Raw genomic sequence first — 15,873 nt, forward strand, 5'->3', positions numbered from 1 at the left:
TCAGGACTCCCCACGGACGACGAGCTTGGACCAGACGGCGACCACCGGCTCACCGGCCACGGTGGTCACGTCGGTGCGGGTGGTGAGGAAGCCGTGCCCGCTGCGGGAGCTGATCTCCTCGATGGTGTTCACACAGACCAGCTCGTCCCCGGCCACCACCGGCCGGGTGTAGGCGAACCGCTGGTCGCCGTGCACCACCCGGCTGTAGTCGACCCCGAGCGCCGGATCGTCGACGATCTGCTGGCTGGCGGCCATGGTGATCAGGACCGGGAAGGTGGGCGGGGCGACCACGTCCGGGTGGCCGAGCGCCTGGGCCGCCGCCGGGTCGTGGTGGGCCGGGTCGGTGGCGCCGATGGCGGTGGCGAACTCGCGGATCTTTTCTCGGCCCACCTGGTAGGGGGCGGTCGGCGGGTACGTCCGGCCGACGAAGGACGGGTCCAGGGACATGCCGCCGAACCTACACGGGACGCACGAACGCCGACCCGTACGGGCGGGCGCCCTTGGAAGGGGTCGCGCCAGCCGTGCGGATCGGCGTCCGGGGAAACGCTGCGGAGCGGGCCGGCCAGTACCGGCCGCAGGTCAGCGGGTCTCGCGGTGGATCGTGTGCTTGCCGTCCCGGGGGCAGAACTTCTTCAGCTCGATGCGGTCCGGGTCGTTGCGGCGGTTCTTGCGCGTGATGTAGTTGCGCTCCTTGCACTCCACACACGCCAAAGTGATCTTCGGCCGGACATCGGTCGCCTTCGCCACGGCGGAGTGCCTTCCTCGCTACGGATATCAACTACAGCGCATCAGCCTACGCGGACAACGCCTGGACATGCAAAGCGGGCGCCAGTGGCGCCCGTCCCACCGACCACCGGGGGTGAGCCCGAAGGACGAGAGTAGCGGTGGCCGGACTTGAACCGGCGACACAGCGATTATGAGCCGCTTGCTCTGCCATCTGAGCTACACCGCCGCAGGCGGGTCCAGCCGGACCCTCTGAGCCCCCTTACGGAATCGAACCGTAGACCTTCTCCTTACCATGGAGACGCTCTGCCGACTGAGCTAAGGGGGCCTACCCGATCACCCCGGAGGGCGTCGCGCAGGGGATACATTACACGGCACCGCGCCAGGGGTGAAATGGGATCCCCCTGTACCGCATCGCCGCAGCTCAGGGCACGACACGGAGCCTCGGCAGCGCGTCCGGATCGACCGCCTCCTGGTCGGTCTGGGCACCGAACCAGGCCTCCAGCCGCTCGTACGGCAGCGGCCGGCTGAACAGGAAGCCCTGCCCGATCTCGCAGCCGATGTCCTGGAGCAGTTCGAGGGTCAGCTCGCTCTCCACCCCCTCGGCCACCACCGACAGGCCGAACTGCTGGGACAGCGACACCACCGCGTTCACGATCGCCAGGTCCCCCGGGTCGGTCGCCATCCCCTGCACGAACGACCGGTCCACCTTCACCTCGTGCACCGGCAGCCGGCGCAGCTGGGCCAGCGACGAGTTGCCCGTGCCGAAGTCGTCCACCGCCAGCCGGACGCCGAGGTCCCGCAGCCGGCGCAGGGTGGGGATGGGCCGCTCGGTGCCGTCGAGGACCGCCGCCTCCGGGATCTCGACGGTCAGCAGCTGCGGCGGGACGCCGTACTCGGTCAGCAGCTCACCGACCCGGTCCGGGAAGTGCCTGTCGGTCAGCGAGCGGGCGGCGATGTTGACCGCCACCGCCAACGGCTGCCCGGTGCGGCTCCAGTCCCGGCTGCGGCGCAGCCCCTCCCGGAGGACGAACTCGGTGAGCCGGCCCAACTGCCCGGTGTGCTCGGCGACCGCGACGAAGTCCTCCGGGGAGACCGTGCCGTGCGCCGGGTGCTCCCAGCGGGCCAGGCACTCCACCCCGAGCAGGCGGCGGTCCCGCAGGGTCACCTTCGGCTGGAAGTAGACCTCCAGCTCCCCCTCGTCGAGGGCGCGGCGCAGGTCACCGGCGAGCCCGAGCCGGCGCAGCGACCGCGACTCCAGCGCCGGATTGAACAACTGCACGCTGCCCGGCACCGCCTTGGCCGCGGTGGCCGCCAGGTCGACACGTTGCAGGAGGACGGCGGCCTCGCTGCCGTGATCCGGGTGCACCGCCACCCCGACCGCGGTGTCCACGTCGAGGGTGAGCGCGTCGAAGACCATCTCGTCGCGGATCTGCTCGCGGAGCTGGGCGGCCAGTTCCAGGGCCGCCTCGGCGTTCTCCAGCCGCAGCGTCACCAGGAACTCGTCCCCACCGGCCCGACCCACCAGGGCCGACGAGGGGGCGCAGGCGCGCAGCCGCTCGGCCACCTCGACGAGGACCTTGTCCCCCGCCGCGTGGCCCAGGGACTCGTTGACCTGCCGCAGGCCGTCCACGTCGAAGAGCAGGACGGCGACCACCTCGCCGGGCGCCCGGATCTTGACCGCCTCGGCCAGGGCGGCGGTGATCCGCCGCCGGTTGGGCAGCGTGGTCAGCGCGTCGTGGTAGGCGTCGTGGCGCAGCCGGTCGACCAGCCGGGAATTCTCCAGGGCGACGGCGGCGTGCGCGGCCACGGTCTCGAAGACGGGGATGTCGCTGGTGGTGAAGTGGCCGATGTCGCTGAGCCGGTTGGTGACCTCCAGGGTGCCGATCACCGCCTGACCGGACCGCAGCGGCACCACGATCGCGTCCTTGACCTGCTGCGCGCCGACCTCCCGGCGCAGGGCCGTGTCGTCGCCGAGCAACCGCCCGATGGACAGCGTCTTGCCCAGCTCACGGGCCTGTTCCCGGAAGACCGTCGGGGTGGGCGCGAAGTCCAGCAGGCCCGGGGTGTCGACCCGGGCCGTCAGCAGCACCTCGGGGTGCCGGCGCTGGGCGGGCAGCCACAGGGTGGCGTACTCGGCCTGCATCAGGGCCCGCACCCGGTCGAGGAGGATGTCGGCGAGCGCCCCCTCGGCGCTGTTGGTGAGCAGCCGGGTGAGGTCGTACATGCCGGTCAGGGTGCGGTGCTGCCGGAAGAACTGCGAGTAGGAACGGTAGACCTGGAACAACGCCGCGAACAACGCGGCCAGCAGCAGCACCGACCACCAGGTGGTCTTCAACGCGATCAGGACGAGCAGGCCCACCGAGGCGTTGATCGAGGTGGTGAGGAAGACCGACGGCGCGGTACGCAACGCCTCCCGGCCGGCCTGCCAGCCCTGGAGCAGCACGTGCACCCCGGCCACCGAGAGCAGGCTGACCAGGGTGATGGTGTTGACCGCCAGGAACAGGATGCCCCAGGTGCCCGGCCCCACCCCTTCCAGCGGGGGCAGGGCCAGCAGGAGCAGCCCGGCCAACGAGGTGGCCGCCGCCGCCTTCGCGACGTTGAACCACAGCTTGGCCGGGGCGAACCGGTGTGACGCGCTCCAGATCAGCACGGAGAGCGTGTATATGAGCACCACGATCAGCGGTGGCAGGAAGAAGAGCGCGACGACGAGGGGCACCTCGGTCAACGTCACCCCGACGGACTGCCGCCGGACTATGACGTTGAGGACCGGGATGCTGATCCCCGTCATCGCCACGAAGAGAACGAACGCCAGGCCCCACTTCCCGAACTCGGGCCGCAGGACACCGATCGCGGTGCTGAAGACGATGGCCAGCAGGGCCAGGGGGGCGGTGATGAACCAGGCGCGTTCGGTGGACTTACGCCGCTGATCTCGGCTGGCCATGCGCCACCCTCTCCCTGAGAGACGTCACCCCCAGGACACCGGGAGCGGGGACGACGCGGGGGCTTAGCGCGCGCCGCCCATCGTCCAGACGACGTCCGCCATTTGCGCGCTGCCATCGATGGACTGGACGCCGGCGACGGCGAGTCCACCCAGGATGGTGGCGAGCACGAGGAGCGAGCCAAACAGCCGGCCCAGCCTTCGACCAGACATGATTGCTCCTGTCGAGAGAGTGTTCACGGGGGATGGTGGAGGTTCCACGATCGTGCCACACCTCGGGTACCCAGAAAAGCGGGGAGAGCGGCGCTGGTCCGAGCAGCGGAGAGGTTCCGCCGTTCGGCCCACCACCGTCACCTCCCCGTGCCAGATCAGCGGCACCAGGACGGGTAACAGCCTCCACGAATCGCCCAATGTCACTATCGACGCAAACCCGATCTTAACGGCGCGGGGCCGTTCTCCGGGTAGCAGGGCGGCCGTCGTGGTCGAGGGCCGCGACGACTGCTCCCGGAACCGTCACATCGATCACCATAGCTCATTTCGTCAGGTACGGAAGCGGCCTGTCGGGAGTCGACGGACTCCGCACCAGATCAACGACAAAACGTGCGTACGGTGGCGAGCCGGCGCGAGCAGGCGAAACACCCGCCAGAGGCGGTCGGACCCCGTGATGTCGTACCCCGATGATGTCGTGAATCCATGACATCGCAGACACCGGTGACGCCGGTGATCGAGCAGCGGGCGGCCCAGCCGTACCTGGGGATCCGACGCACGGTGACGATGGCGACCATCGGCGACGCCGCGGCCACCCTGGCCGACCTGGCCGACTGGCTGACCGCGCGGGGGATCACCCCGGCCGGCCCGGACTTCCTGCGGTACCACGTGATCGACATGGCGCGGGAACTGGTGGTCGAGGCGGGCGTGCCGGTCCCGGCCGGCACGCGGCTCGCGGCCGAGGCACCAATGGGCACCGGCGTCCTGCCGGCCGGCCGCTACCTGACCACCACCCACGTCGGCGACCCCGACGAACTGGTGGCGGTCACCGGGGCGTTCCTGGACTGGGCCCGGCACCACGGGTTGCGCTGGGACGCCGACGACACCGGGACGGGTGAGCGCTGGGGCTGCCGACTGGAGATCTACCACCTCGGCCCGGACGACGACCCGGACCGGAGCACGTGGAAGACGCAGCTGGCGTTCCGGCTGGCGGACTGAGCAGGACCGGGATAGCTCGGGCGGTAGGGGGGTATGTCGGAGGTCATGGCAGGTCAGCATGGTGCGGTGGACGAGGAGCACGCGCGGCCGACGGGAGTCGACGACGCGACGGTCGAGGCGTTGGGCAAGCTGAGTGAGGCGTTGGAGACGATCCACCGGGTGCGCGGGCACCTCTACTCCGCGCACCAGCTCGTCGGCGGCGCGGACCTCACCCTGGACCGGGTGGTGGAGCTGCTGCGCGGGGCCGGGCACGACGAGGTGGCCGACCGGGTCGAACACGAGCTGTTGGGGCGCAACCTGCTGCCCGGCCGGTGGACGTTCCAGATCGTGGAGGAGTTCGACGACGGCTACTACGCCACGTTCCAGGAGATCGAACGGTACGCCCGGGAGAAGCTGGCCGACGGCCGGCGGCACCTCTACGAGGCGGAGATGAAGCAGCGGCGGCGTACCCACGGCCTACCCGGCCACGAGGCCACGCCGTAGCCCGCGCGGCCTCCCTGACCAGGCCGGGACGGGCGCCGCGCATGATCAACGCAGCTGGGCCCGCGTAGCGGTATCCACCCTGCCTCGATACCGCTACCTCGCCCCAACGGTGCGCGGCCGGGAGGCGTGGGGGTCACCACTGGCGGCGTACACCTGCTTTGGGGCCGGTGACCAGGGTGGCGGGCGGGACGTCGTCGGCGATCACCGCGCCGGCCGCCACCACGGCGTCGCGGCCGATGCTGACGCCGGGGAGGATCGTCGCGCCGGCCCCGATCCAGACGTTCTCCGCCACATCGATGGGCGCACCGGTCAGCCACTCCCGCCGCTGCGCGGGGTCGACCGGGTGACCTAGGGTGATGAAGGTGGCCTTCGGGCCGATCATGACGCCCTCGCCGAGCCGGATACCGGCATAGTCGAGGAACGTGCAGTTCTGGTTGATGAACACCCGCTCCGCGATCTCCAGATTGAGACCGTGGTCGGTGAAGAACGGCGGATAGATGGTGACCCGCGCCGGCAGCGGGCGGCCGAGAAGCTGCGCCAACAGTTCCCCCCGCCCGGCCTCGTCGTCGAAGGGCAGCACGTTCAGCCGGGAAGTCAACTCGGTGGCCCGCAGCACCCTCGCCGCCATCGCCTGGAACTCGGGGCTGTGGATACGCATGAAGCGGTCGTCGGACATCCCGCGATCCTCGCCGACGCCGCAGGGGCGCGCCGCTGCGGGCCGCCCCGCTCACTGCTCCTCCCCGGCCGGCCCACCGTAGCCCGCATCATCCGCGCGCCCGGTCAACTCCCGTCGGCCTGCTCCGGGAGACCGGGCCCTGTTCCTCTGCGAGCGGATCAGGTAAGTCATCCACATGACCCGAACCGATGCGAACACCCTGAATGACGGGATTTCGGCGAAGACTGACCCCCAGCGGGTCACCCGGGCAGGTATCGCACGGGTGGCCGGTCTCGCGCTGCTGTGGGGGTCCGGCTTCCTCTGGATCAAGCTCGCGTTGCGGGGCTTCAACCCGGTGCAGATCGTGTTCGCCCGGCTCCTGCTCGGCTTCCTGGTCCTGACCCCGATCGCGCTGTCCCGGGGACTCCGCTTTCCCAGGCACGGGCGGCTGTGGGGTCACCTGTTCGTGGCCGCCCTGGTCGCCAACGCCGTGCCGTACCTGTTGTTCAGCGTCGCCGAGGAGACGATCGGGTCGAACGTGGCGGGGGTGCTGAACGCGACCACGCCGTTGTGGACGTTGCTGCTGGCCTTCCTCGTCGGCGTCGACCGGGCCGTCACCGTCAAGAAGGCCACCGGGTTCACCCTCGGGTTCCTCGGCGTCCTGGTCATCTTCTCGCCATGGGAATCCGCGAGCGAGATCGCCAGTTGGGGCGGCCTCGCCTGCCTCGCCGCAGCCGCCAGCTACGGACTCGGCTACGTCTACACGGGCCGGTTCCTGCCCGGGCGCGGATTTCCGCCGCTCGTGCTGTCGGCAGCTCAACTCGGCGCGGCCACCGTTCTGCTGGTCCCGGCGCTGCCGTTCGCCGGACTGGAGTCGCCGGTGTGGCGGCCCGACGCGGTGGCGAGCCTGCTCGTCCTCGGGGTGCTCGGCACCGGGGCCGCCTACGTCCTGAACTACCGCATCATCGACGACGAGGGGCCGACCGCCGCCTCGGTGGTCACCTACCTGCTGCCCGTCGTCGCCGTGATCCTCGGCTGGGTGATCCTCCGCGAGGCCGTCACGACCGCGATCGTGGCCGGAATCGCTCTGGTCCTCGCCGGAGTCACCCTGACCCGGCTACGGTCCACCGAAATCGGATAACCCGCACGTCACATCGACCGGCGATCCTCGTACCTCGGGTGGTTCGGACGGGCCTGCCCATGGGCCACCGACCGAAGCCGGTCACCGACGCCACGGTTCATCGGTCCCTGAACGGCACGGAGGACGCTGATGCAGGTCGTCATGGCAACCAGCCCGGCCAAGCCCGACCAGCCGAATGAGGACTTCGTCGGTGCCGTACCGAATGCCGTCGTCCTGCTCGACGGGGCCGGGCTGGCCGGCACCACCTCGACCTGCCTGCACGGTGTCGCCTGGTACACCCGCCGGCTCGGCGGGGCACTGCTCGCCCAGCTCGCCGCCGGTGACGGTCGGGAACTCACCGCCATCCTCGGTCAGGCCATCGCGGAGGTCGCCGACGCGCACCGGGACACCTGCGACATCGGTGACCCGAGCAGCCCGTCAGCAACCGTCACCATCCTCCGGGTCGACGACGACCACGCCGACCACCTCGTGCTCGCCGACTCCGTGCTGGTCCTCGACCGCGCCGGGAACGGTCCCGAGGTCATCACCGACGGTCGGGTGGACGCCGTCGGCAGCCGCTACCGCGCCGCGATGGACGCCACCCCGAACGGGAGCCCGGAACACGACCGGGCGCTGCGCGAATACATCGAAACCATGCGCGTCCATCGCAACCGGCCCGGCGGGTTCTGGGTCGCCGCCGACGATCCGGGGGTGGCGGCGGAAGCGCTGACCGGGAGCCGGCCTGTCGCGGACATCAGGGGTGCCGTCCTGCTCAGTGACGGGGCCAGCCGCATGGTGGACCAGTTCGCGCTGGCGGACTGGCCGGAAGTTCTCGCGCTCATCGCTACGGAAGGGCCGGGCGAGGTGATCCGGCGGGTCCGGGCGGCGGAGGCCGGCGATCCGCAGGGCAGAACGTGGCCGCGCGCCAAGGCGTACGACGACGCCACACTGGCCTGGTGCACCCGATCTCCCGGCCGACAGGCACCCGACGGATCGGACTTCACTCCTGAGGCGAACATGGTCGAACGGTGACATGTGTGCGACACGGTGGGCCGGGTCGACCCGGTCGAAGTGGGACGCAAGCGAGACTGACAAAGGAAGCCCCTGACCGGCGCTGACGCTGGTCAGGGGCTTCTTCGTACACCTGGTGGCGGGTAGAGGATTCGAACCTCTGTAGCTTTCGCGACGGATTTACAGAGCGCCAACCGCGAGTCTCCGACCAGCGCAAACGCCGACCAGCGCGGGTACGGCGACGCAGATGCGACACGAAGCACTCCGGCTTCTGCCTCGGCTGTCCGGAACCTGGACCGCGCTGGCCCGACCACATCACCGACGACTCGCACCTCGGCTGCCCACCCTTCCCCATGTTCGGCGCCTACTCGTCGGCGAGGACACCGCTGCCCAGTGCCTTGCGAGGCACCCTGTCGCTGTGCCTTCTTGATACTGTGGAGCGCGGCTCCAACTTACACACAACCACAACTCGTCGACTTCGGCGGCGGGAGTTTGGAAGCGATTAGAAAGCATGGAAGGTCCTCGGGTCTTCATCTCATACAGCCATGACAGTCACGAGCATTGTGCCAACGTCCTGGACTTTGCGCAGGAGCTGCGCAGGGATGGGATTGACGCGTGGATAGATAAGTTTGACGAAACTCGGCCACCTATTTCCTGGCCGCAATGGATGATCGAGCAGATCGGCCAAGCAAACTTCGTGTTGCTTGTAGTCACGGAGTCCTACGCGAGACGATTCGAGAGACGTGAGGCCCGAGGGGCTGGACTTGGAGTCCGCTGGGAAGGAGCCGTAATTACTAGCGACCTATATCATGCCGAGGGCAGCCAGGTTAAGTTCATTCCAGTGGTCGTAGATCAAACGGACGCCCGCTTCATCCCCCGCCCCTTAACACTCACCAGCAGGTACGAGATCGGAATCCCCGGCAATCGTGACCTAGAGCCGCTGATTCGGCATCTCCTTGGGCGACCGGCGGTAATTCCTGCACCTTTGGGCATATCCCGGCTAGCCGAGCCGGGCCAAAATTCCGCAGCAGCGATGGAGGTTCTCGAAGCTTCCCGACTAGCGACGACGGGAGGCCGCACGGAGGCCATCAACAGACTGAGGGGGCTTGTCGGAAACCCAGACCATCGCATCGCCGCGCACGCTGCTTATACCCTTGGTCGCATCTACCAAGAGGACAACCTATTCACGAATGCGATCTCCGCTTATCAGCGAGCATTAGACTTCGGCCCTTTAACCGGCGTTGCTGAAGATGCTGCAAGGAACTTGCAGCTGACCATTGACTCAATGCAAGCTCATTACGGCGAAGGAAGCGCCACTGACGCTGGCCATCAGTGGCTTGAACATATTAAGCACGGCCGAATGAAAGATGCCTGGAAGGGCATCGATCGTACTACACGTTTGGTTCTTACACAAGCATGGATAGTAGCGAATGAAAGACATCCCACTCTAGGCGGGATCGACCGAGACTTCCTTGCTCAAGAACTAGCGAAAGCGGAGCCGACTCATAGACTAACTGCAGCTTTTTTCGCGACACAGTTGGACGAGCTGCAAAACTCGTATTCAGCTTACGATCCTGAAACCTGGGGAGCCGCCGAACGGCCGCGACCGTACGGCGTAGATTATGAGGCCGTAATTATGGCCGAGACGTCAGGCGAGCCGTTCATGTGGGAAGACGGCCAAGAACTCCAAACCATTTTCCTGCTCCTTCGGCGACGGTTTACTCGATGGTATATCGCGAGCTTCCGAGCCGAAATTTTGAATCCGGGCTGGCCGCCAACGTCAACCCCAATCGATATTCAGAATATAACTTGGCGCGTTCCGGATAGCCAAGATCGCTAGCCTGGCTAGCGAGAATCATCCGAGCCATCCGCTGCCACCGCAGCCCCTGAAGATCAGCGAATGCAGGTTTTCAGTCGACCAACAGGGCGATGAAGCAACCCACAATGATGAGGGACCCATAAAAGGGCGCAACCGACCAAGACAGCCAAACATTGCGATTCGGGAACCAGCGTCCGAAGAGTAGACGCACCGTCTGCCACCGTGTCGCCGCCGGCGGAATCGGGTCATCGGCGTGGGAGGGGTCGAGAGAGAACAGGGGAATCTCTCTCGTCCCGCGCGCTACCGCATCATAGAGCCTTCGATACGCTTTTTCCTGTCGCAGATAGTTCGCATCCAAGAAGCCAAACAAGAGCACGGCCGCGATTCCCAGCAAGGCAATGGGACTCTGCTTCTTCGTGAGCGCATACCCGTAAGCCGCTGTCACCACCGGAAGCAGCCAGCCTTTTGCCGAGGAGGAAGCTGAAGACATTCGCGTCACTACAGCCTGAATATAGTCTAAGTGCTTGCGTCGATCATCACCGTTAATGACGACCTTATCGATAGGATGCATCACTCCCCGCCTGCTTTTCTACACTCGTATCGGAGTCGCTCCCAGACCTCATCCTTCTGCGTCTCCGAATAGGTAGTTTCTGGAGGCCAAATGCGTCCCAGATCGTCGGCTGACCAACGGGGAACGATGTGGATATGCAGGTGGAATACGGTTTGCGTGGCCACGGCCCCGTTTGATTGGATTATGTTTAGTCCCTCCGGATTTGTAGCACGCCTCACTGCACGCGACAATCTCAGGGTGACTCGCGCCAAACGGTCAGCCGTCTCCTCATCTAGCGACCAGATATCGGCGATGTGATTGCGGGGCACCACAAGTGTGTGACCTAAAGTTGCCGGCTCCAGCGGAAAGAATGCGACAGTACACTCGTCGCGATAAACCTCTCGGGTATCTGGCGTCTCTCGCTGGACAATCTCACAGAATGGGCAATCAGCTTTGACGTTCATCACGAGCGGACCACACCTTGCCCGGACCACCATTCCAGGTTTTCGACAAGCTTGTTGTAGGTGCCCCGAGAATCGGTGTTGCCGCGCCAGTCTTTAACGGTTGGGTCAAACACTGGAATGCCGGCACCTTCGTTGAAGGGGTTTGGCCCTGCCCGGTCGATCGAGCCAAACGAAGACAGGCCATGAATTCGAATTCCTAGCAACGGCTTCTTATCGGACCACGCCTTGTTGATTTCATAAATGACCCACGGCCGAGAAGCGGTTTCTTGACCGATCAGTACGATGACAGCCTTCTTGTAGGCCATTTGGTTATGAATCCATGTTTCGACGGCTCGGTCACCCTTGCGCTGAACCTCTTCCCAATCCTGAGGGTTAAGAAGGGGCTGCCCTTCCAGGGCATTGACATTCCGCACAAGCTGTACGCGACCAACATCGCGCTTGTAGTGGAAACTAAAAAAGACCGACTTGGCCACAATACTGTCCTCTCGGCGTGAAAATCGGTCACGGTCCCGGCTTGCCTAGGTGGTCATCATAGTCGCACCAGGGTAGGACACTGAGGTTCGGCTGACTCCTTGCGCAACACACCGTATGTCAGCTGGGACCGCTACGGAGATCGCATATACCGTGACAAGGCGCTCATTCCAGTCACGGTTGAGTCACGAATATGACACCCGATTGTCGGTTGTGGGCGACACCCAAACGGGCGGACGAAAGCTCATCACCGTTGGATTAGTGCGGCTGCCAACTCTCCCATGCTTGTTATCACTACGTCAGCACCGGCTGAACCAAAGGCCTCAACCTTCGAGGGTTGATTCGCATAGCCGATCACAGCGACCCCGGCGGCCCGCGCCCCCTCTATGTCGGAAATCGAGTCACCGATCAGCACACACCGGGCCGGTAGCTCACCGAGGGATCGCACGGCTTGCAGGATCGGTTCCGGGTTGGGCTTCATGCGGCCCGGATCGGCATACGCCCGGCCGATGACTGGCGACACGTATTCGGCGAGCCGGTGCGCCGTGAGGTAGGCCGTCACCGCGCCGGCCGAGTTGTTGCTCACCACCGCCACCGGCATCCCGGCCTGCCGCGCAGCCACGATGACTTCCCGACCGTACGGCGTCGGAGCCGCAGTCTCGACCGCTCGACGCTCGGCCTCGCAGAGCGCATCCTCTACTGCCCGCGTGACGCCGTGGTTGCCGGCCGCGCCCGTTCGGCGCAGCACTTCGAGCGGGTCCGGCTCGCCGGCAAGGTCCGGTGGCACGTCGACTCCGCGCCGCAGCAGCACATCCACCAGTTCGGCCGCGACCTGCGGCGCGGGATACCCGGCGAAGATGCTGCACACCGGCCCGTCGAAGTCGAGCAGCACCGCGCCGACCTTGCCGAGCGGGTGGCCAAGGTTGGTGCTCATCCGTCGTACCGGTAGGCGATGGTCGACCACACCGAGTCGAACCACTGGCGGGACGCCTCCACGAACTGCGTGCCGTGAGACGTGTCGTCGTCGGTCACGGCGTAGTGGAACAACGGCACGTCCTTGCCCATCAGGTCGTAGATCGCCATGGGCTCGCCCTTGATCGAGACGGTGCGCTCGACGACCGGATAGAAGCCGTAGAAGACCTCTTCCCCATTCAAGATGTAGAGCTTGAACAGGGGAGACGCCCGATGCATCCGCACCTCTACCGTGGTTGAGCGGATCAGGCCGAGGTCGCCCAACTCGGCCACCTGGTCGATGATGCCGTCTGCTGCCCGGCGCGTGATGCGCTCGGCTCGCTCTCGCACCGCCGGATCATCCGCCTGAGTCTCAGCCCGCGCGGGCAGCGCCATAGGCATCGTCATGTCAGAGATCAGCACCCGTACCGCGATCGTCTCCGGCGCGAGCCTGCCCACCCGCACCTTGTCGAGTGCTTCGGCAAGCGCGTCTCGCAACGTCTCGCCCGAGAACCCGGCGAAGTCGATGGTGACGTGCGCCCTCTCGAAAGCCGCTTCGATGTGGGGCCGCAGCTCCACCGCTCGCTGTGTCTGCGCACGAACGAACGCGCCGCTGCCCTGCCGGGACACGATCAGCCGTTCCGCCCGGAGCAGGTCTAAGGCTCGCTTGACTGTCTCCCGCGCAACGCCGTATCGGGCGGCCAGGTCGGGCTGTGACGGCAGCTTGTCACCGGGCGCGAGTCGACGCGTCAGGATGGCCGCTCGCAGCTTGTTCGCGATCTGCTGCGAAGCCTGTTTGGGGTCGTCAGGGTCCAGCTCGCCGAGGAAGTCAAGATTCTCGCTCACTCCCTCACGGTAGCGCTGACTAGCCAAGTCAGGAAAGTTTGCCGCACCCTCTTGACCTGACTAGCCAAGCCGACTTAGGTTCATCACGTCCAACCTGGCTAGCCAGGCGGGGCAAGCCGAACGGAAGCCGGGGAAGGCTGGCGCGCGCCGCGCCGCACGCCTACGGGCCGGTCGTGTGGTCGTTCATTGAGAACTTCACAGCAGAAGCGCCGCGTTTGATCCGTCTGCGGTATGTCCGCCTTGATCCACATGGTGGCCGACCTCGGTATGTCCCGAGCGAGCGGACCGAGTGGGCTGATCTTGGCGCGCGGTTGCTTCTGCCTCTGACCCCCTGCCGTGGGTGGGGTCGCGCCGTTCCGGCGTGGCCCCGGCCCCGGCGTCCTGCTGCTGGTCCGTGTGATGTCCATGTGGTGCCCGCGTACTGCGCACCCGGCCGTTCTACCTACCCCTGCGGGAGAGGTGATTCCGCTATGTCCGTGATTGCCGCGTGTGTGCGTGTCACCAGCAAGAGCCGCGCCGTCTGGCGGACCTGCACGGCGTGCGGGGCACTCGCTCCGCTGGCCCCTGACAAGAGCCGCTGCCGGGCCTGCCCGCAGACGTCTCGCCGTACTGAGAGGAACCGATCGAAGTGACCCCCGCCGAGATGGACCCGACCCCGGTTGACCTGGCCGCGATCGATGCCGAGTGGCCGTTGATCGCCGCTGAGTTGGACGTGCTCGACGCTGAGATCAGCCTGTTCTACGCCGACGACCGGGGCGGCCCCTCGCCGCTGGACTGGCGTCGACTGCGCCGGGCCGAGGCTCGCGTCACCCGCGCCGCCACGACGGCGGTTCGCCCGCCCTGGCACGCCGACGGGTGCGTGCCTCACCGCCTCGCGGTGGTCGGCCGAACCGGTTGCGGCCACGACTGCGAGATCGTGCGCTGCCCCGGCTGCGGTGGCGAGCAGGTTCTCCACCGCACCGACAGCGGGTGCCGGGCCGGCCTGCCTCGCGCAGTCTGATGTCCCGCATCCGGGCCGCCTTCCACGATCCGGACGGCGACCGGTACGGCATCCCTACCTACTGGTGGCAGGGTGCCCCGCCCGGCTACGCCACCCGCCGTCAACTCCGCGCCGCCGGCCTGTGCCCCGGTGGTCAGGACATCGCCGCTCAGGTCCTCTGGCGCGGTGTCGGCGGCACCCGCGCCGCCTACCTGTACCGGGTCGACCTGGCCCGACCGAAACGCACCGCCACCCCCGCCCAGCTCCGCGCCGTCCGCGCCGCCCTGCTGGCCCGCCGTACCTGCCGCATCTGCGGACGGGTGCAGCCCTACTACATCCCGCGCTCGCTGAACGAGTGCCTTGACTGCTTTGAAGGAGTCCCCGCGTGATCTGGCTGTTCCTGATCCTGCTGGGCGGGCCGCTGGTGATGCTCGCCCCGTTCGCCCTGGCCCACGCCCTCAACCACGCCACCCCGACCGTGAAGGAGACGCTGCGATGACCACCCGCAAGACCCGCCGCGCTGTGATGGCCGAACTGCTGCTGCTGGCCGACCCGACCTCCATCCGTTTCCACTCCGACGGCGCGTCGCTGGCCGTCGAGTTCGCCAGTGTCGCCGCCCTGACGTCGTGGCTGGACTCGGCCGGACTCAACGACCCGGAGATGCTGACCGCCGAGCACACCGACACCGCCGATGACGGCCGCGCGTACCGGCGGATGAACGCCTATCCGACGTGGCACGGCTGGGAGTTCTACGCCTCCGCCACCGAGTACACCGACCCCGCCCCACCGCTCGACTCGTCGACGGTTGACCGGCTCGCCGCGTTGGCGGTGGCCTGATGACCGCGCCGACGCTGAGCATCTACCCCCGAACGGTGGACGAGTTGATGCCCGAGGCGCACGCCCTGGTCGCCCGTCTCGGCACGGTCCCGTCGCGGAACCGGATCAAGACCGAGTTGCGGGTGGGCGGTCCGAAGGCAGACGCCATCATCGACCGACTGACCCGCCCCCCGGTCGACCCGGCCCCGCACCCGGACGCCGACCCGCCCGAGCCGGACGCCCCGGACGCGCTCACGGCCCCGGTGCCGCACGACCCGACCGCCCCGGGCACGGCCCCGGACGGGACCGAGGCACCCGAGGTCGCGTCGGGGCAGGCAGTACCCGTCGCAGACCCGGGTTCCAACATCACCACCACCCCGACCACCGGCCGTCCGACGGGGCGGGGGTGGGCCTATGTCGGGGTGATCCTGGGTGGGGTGGTGTCGATCGCGGCGAACATCGCCCACACCTACCTGCCGAACCCGCCCGACGATGCGCCCGCCGGGTGGGTACCCGGCCCGGGGTGGTCGCCGTCGCCGTTGGCGGTGGCGTTCTCGGTGTTCTGGCCGGTCGCCTTGTTCGTGACGGTGGAGATCCTGACCCGCATCCCCTGGGGCAACGGGGCAAGTTCCGTGTTCGCCCGGGTGGCCGGGGTGCTGCCGGTCGCGGTGGTCGCCGCCGTCGTGTCCTACCGGCACCTGTCCGGACTCCTGGCCCACTTCGGCGAAGACCCCCTCACCATCGCCATCGGCCCCCTCGCCGTCGACGGCCTGATGGTCATGGCCTCCGCCGCGCTGCTGGTGACCAGCCGCCGCAGCCGTACCTGACCCCGCCCGGC

19 protein-coding genes, 2 tRNA genes and 1 pseudogene are annotated in these 15,873 nt (G+C 67.3%); 10 read left to right on the forward strand and 12 right to left on the reverse strand.

The genetic code is table 11. From position 1 onward, the window contains the following. From ACN268_RS18085 to ACN268_RS18110, 6 genes are all read right to left on the reverse strand, one after another. Positions 1 to 447: a MaoC family dehydratase N-terminal domain-containing protein gene (locus tag ACN268_RS18085; RefSeq protein ID WP_204924846.1), complete on the reverse strand. Its 447-nt coding sequence runs from the start codon at positions 445 to 447 to the stop codon at positions 1 to 3. A 132-nt stretch (positions 448 to 579) separates the two neighbouring features. Then, positions 580 to 747 carry a 50S ribosomal protein L33 gene (rpmG, locus tag ACN268_RS18090; RefSeq protein ID WP_067301359.1) on the reverse strand — a complete coding sequence of 56 codons (168 nt, stop codon included), beginning with the start codon at positions 745 to 747 and terminating at the stop codon, positions 580 to 582. Positions 748 to 879: 132 nt separating this feature from the next. Continuing rightward, a tRNA-Met gene (locus ACN268_RS18095) sits at positions 880 to 952 on the reverse strand. 26 nt (positions 953 to 978) lie between these two features. Continuing rightward, positions 979 to 1,051, reverse strand: a tRNA-Thr gene (locus tag ACN268_RS18100). A gap of 96 nt (positions 1,052 to 1,147) precedes the next feature. Further along, positions 1,148 to 3,667, reverse strand: a complete 2,520-nt coding sequence (locus ACN268_RS18105; RefSeq protein ID WP_421484190.1) for a putative bifunctional diguanylate cyclase/phosphodiesterase — start codon at positions 3,665 to 3,667, stop codon at positions 1,148 to 1,150. A 63-nt stretch (positions 3,668 to 3,730) separates the two neighbouring features. Beyond that, positions 3,731 to 3,877: a hypothetical protein gene (locus ACN268_RS18110; protein ID WP_169733070.1), complete on the reverse strand. Its 147-nt coding sequence runs from the start codon at positions 3,875 to 3,877 to the stop codon at positions 3,731 to 3,733. 480 nt (positions 3,878 to 4,357) lie between these two features. Between ACN268_RS18110 and ACN268_RS18115 the strand changes: the two genes are divergently transcribed. Both ACN268_RS18115 and ACN268_RS18120 read left to right on the forward strand, forming a co-directional pair. Continuing rightward, positions 4,358 to 4,870 (forward strand): GyrI-like domain-containing protein, encoded by a 513-nt coding sequence (locus ACN268_RS18115; protein ID WP_421484192.1) that lies wholly within the window; start codon positions 4,358 to 4,360, stop codon positions 4,868 to 4,870. Between the two features lie 45 nt (positions 4,871 to 4,915). After that, complete coding sequence (locus tag ACN268_RS18120; RefSeq protein WP_363791826.1) at positions 4,916 to 5,353, forward strand: hypothetical protein; 438 nt, start codon at positions 4,916 to 4,918, stop codon at positions 5,351 to 5,353. A 133-nt stretch (positions 5,354 to 5,486) separates the two neighbouring features. Here the strand turns inward: ACN268_RS18120 and ACN268_RS18125 are convergent, their stop codons facing one another. Then, positions 5,487 to 6,029, reverse strand: a complete 543-nt coding sequence (locus tag ACN268_RS18125; protein WP_421484194.1) for a DapH/DapD/GlmU-related protein — start codon at positions 6,027 to 6,029, stop codon at positions 5,487 to 5,489. 262 nt (positions 6,030 to 6,291) lie between these two features. Here ACN268_RS18125 and ACN268_RS18130 point away from each other — a divergent pair, with 262 nt between their 5' ends. The 4 genes and pseudogenes from ACN268_RS18130 (at position 6,292) to ACN268_RS18145 (ending at position 9,979) form a co-directional block, all read left to right on the forward strand. After that, positions 6,292 to 7,149 (forward strand): DMT family transporter, encoded by an 858-nt coding sequence (locus ACN268_RS18130; RefSeq protein ID WP_421484196.1) that lies wholly within the window; start codon positions 6,292 to 6,294, stop codon positions 7,147 to 7,149. Positions 7,150 to 7,278: 129 nt separating this feature from the next. Further along, entirely contained in the window at positions 7,279 to 8,160 is an 882-nt protein-coding gene (locus ACN268_RS18135) for a hypothetical protein (protein WP_421484197.1), read from the forward strand. A 490-nt stretch (positions 8,161 to 8,650) separates the two neighbouring features. After that, a pseudogene (locus ACN268_RS18140) lies at positions 8,651 to 9,034 on the forward strand (toll/interleukin-1 receptor domain-containing protein); the annotation flags it as partial. Between the two features lie 138 nt (positions 9,035 to 9,172). Then, entirely contained in the window at positions 9,173 to 9,979 is an 807-nt protein-coding gene (locus tag ACN268_RS18145; RefSeq protein WP_421487067.1) for a tetratricopeptide repeat protein, read from the forward strand. 70 nt (positions 9,980 to 10,049) lie between these two features. Here ACN268_RS18145 and ACN268_RS18150 read toward each other — a convergent pair whose 3' ends face one another. The 5 genes from ACN268_RS18150 to ACN268_RS18170 form a co-directional block, all read right to left on the reverse strand. Then, entirely contained in the window at positions 10,050 to 10,529 is a 480-nt protein-coding gene (locus ACN268_RS18150) for a hypothetical protein (protein WP_421484198.1), read from the reverse strand. Further along, positions 10,529 to 11,005, reverse strand: coding sequence for an HIT family protein (locus ACN268_RS18155; protein WP_421484200.1), 477 nt, complete (start codon positions 11,003 to 11,005; stop codon positions 10,529 to 10,531). The genes ACN268_RS18150 and ACN268_RS18155 overlap by 1 nt, the downstream gene beginning before the upstream one ends. Continuing rightward, complete coding sequence (locus ACN268_RS18160; RefSeq protein ID WP_421484201.1) at positions 10,972 to 11,445, reverse strand: TIR domain-containing protein; 474 nt, start codon at positions 11,443 to 11,445, stop codon at positions 10,972 to 10,974. The genes ACN268_RS18155 and ACN268_RS18160 overlap by 34 nt, the downstream gene beginning before the upstream one ends. A gap of 245 nt (positions 11,446 to 11,690) precedes the next feature. Continuing rightward, entirely contained in the window at positions 11,691 to 12,377 is a 687-nt protein-coding gene (locus tag ACN268_RS18165; RefSeq protein WP_421484202.1) for an HAD family hydrolase, read from the reverse strand. Then, positions 12,374 to 13,240: a GntR family transcriptional regulator gene (locus tag ACN268_RS18170; protein WP_421484203.1), complete on the reverse strand. Its 867-nt coding sequence runs from the start codon at positions 13,238 to 13,240 to the stop codon at positions 12,374 to 12,376. The genes ACN268_RS18165 and ACN268_RS18170 overlap by 4 nt, the downstream gene beginning before the upstream one ends. 628 nt (positions 13,241 to 13,868) lie before the next feature. On the opposite strand from ACN268_RS18170, the gene ACN268_RS18175 reads away from it, so the two are divergent. From ACN268_RS18175 to ACN268_RS18190, 4 genes are all read left to right on the forward strand, one after another. Beyond that, positions 13,869 to 14,240 (forward strand): DUF6284 family protein, encoded by a 372-nt coding sequence (locus tag ACN268_RS18175; protein ID WP_421484205.1) that lies wholly within the window; start codon positions 13,869 to 13,871, stop codon positions 14,238 to 14,240. Then, positions 14,240 to 14,608 (forward strand): RRQRL motif-containing zinc-binding protein, encoded by a 369-nt coding sequence (locus ACN268_RS18180; RefSeq protein ID WP_421484207.1) that lies wholly within the window; start codon positions 14,240 to 14,242, stop codon positions 14,606 to 14,608. The genes ACN268_RS18175 and ACN268_RS18180 overlap by 1 nt, the downstream gene beginning before the upstream one ends. A gap of 136 nt (positions 14,609 to 14,744) precedes the next feature. Continuing rightward, on the forward strand, positions 14,745 to 15,056 hold the full coding sequence (locus ACN268_RS18185) for a hypothetical protein (protein ID WP_421486929.1): 312 nt from the start codon (positions 14,745 to 14,747) through the stop codon (positions 15,054 to 15,056). Continuing rightward, positions 15,056 to 15,862, forward strand: coding sequence for a DUF2637 domain-containing protein (locus ACN268_RS18190; RefSeq protein ID WP_421484208.1), 807 nt, complete (start codon positions 15,056 to 15,058; stop codon positions 15,860 to 15,862). Before ACN268_RS18185 ends, ACN268_RS18190 begins: the two co-directional genes overlap by 1 nt. The last annotated feature ends 11 nt before the right edge of the window (positions 15,863 to 15,873 follow it).

Origin of the sequence: Micromonospora sp. WMMD735, from assembly GCF_049178995.1 — a bacterium.
GTDB classification, from domain to species: domain Bacteria; phylum Actinomycetota; class Actinomycetes; order Mycobacteriales; family Micromonosporaceae; genus Micromonospora; species Micromonospora wenchangensis.

What these genes read in the sequence shown, in the direction of transcription:
- ACN268_RS18085 (WP_204924846.1), bottom strand. Translation starts at nt 447, where the DNA reads ATGTCCCTGGACCCGTCCTTCGTCGGCCGGACGTACCCGCCGACCGCC.
- ACN268_RS18165 (WP_421484202.1), bottom strand. Translation starts at nt 12,377, where the DNA reads ATGAGCACCAACCTTGGCCACCCGCTCGGCAAGGTCGGCGCGGTGCTG.
- ACN268_RS18150 (WP_421484198.1), bottom strand. Translation starts at nt 10,529, where the DNA reads ATGCATCCTATCGATAAGGTCGTCATTAACGGTGATGATCGACGCAAG.
- ACN268_RS18105 (WP_421484190.1), bottom strand. Translation starts at nt 3,667, where the DNA reads ATGGCCAGCCGAGATCAGCGGCGTAAGTCCACCGAACGCGCCTGGTTC.
- ACN268_RS18135 (WP_421484197.1), top strand. Translation starts at nt 7,279, where the DNA reads ATGCAGGTCGTCATGGCAACCAGCCCGGCCAAGCCCGACCAGCCGAAT.
- ACN268_RS18120 (WP_363791826.1), top strand. Translation starts at nt 4,916, where the DNA reads ATGGCAGGTCAGCATGGTGCGGTGGACGAGGAGCACGCGCGGCCGACG.
- ACN268_RS18180 (WP_421484207.1), top strand. Translation starts at nt 14,240, where the DNA reads ATGTCCCGCATCCGGGCCGCCTTCCACGATCCGGACGGCGACCGGTAC.
- ACN268_RS18115 (WP_421484192.1), top strand. Translation starts at nt 4,358, where the DNA reads ATGACATCGCAGACACCGGTGACGCCGGTGATCGAGCAGCGGGCGGCC.
- ACN268_RS18110 (WP_169733070.1), bottom strand. Translation starts at nt 3,877, where the DNA reads ATGTCTGGTCGAAGGCTGGGCCGGCTGTTTGGCTCGCTCCTCGTGCTC.
- ACN268_RS18190 (WP_421484208.1), top strand. Translation starts at nt 15,056, where the DNA reads ATGACCGCGCCGACGCTGAGCATCTACCCCCGAACGGTGGACGAGTTG.
- ACN268_RS18185 (WP_421486929.1), top strand. Translation starts at nt 14,745, where the DNA reads ATGGCCGAACTGCTGCTGCTGGCCGACCCGACCTCCATCCGTTTCCAC.
- ACN268_RS18155 (WP_421484200.1), bottom strand. Translation starts at nt 11,005, where the DNA reads ATGGTGGTCCGGGCAAGGTGTGGTCCGCTCGTGATGAACGTCAAAGCT.
- ACN268_RS18125 (WP_421484194.1), bottom strand. Translation starts at nt 6,029, where the DNA reads ATGTCCGACGACCGCTTCATGCGTATCCACAGCCCCGAGTTCCAGGCG.
- ACN268_RS18145 (WP_421487067.1), top strand. Translation starts at nt 9,173, where the DNA reads ATGGAGGTTCTCGAAGCTTCCCGACTAGCGACGACGGGAGGCCGCACG.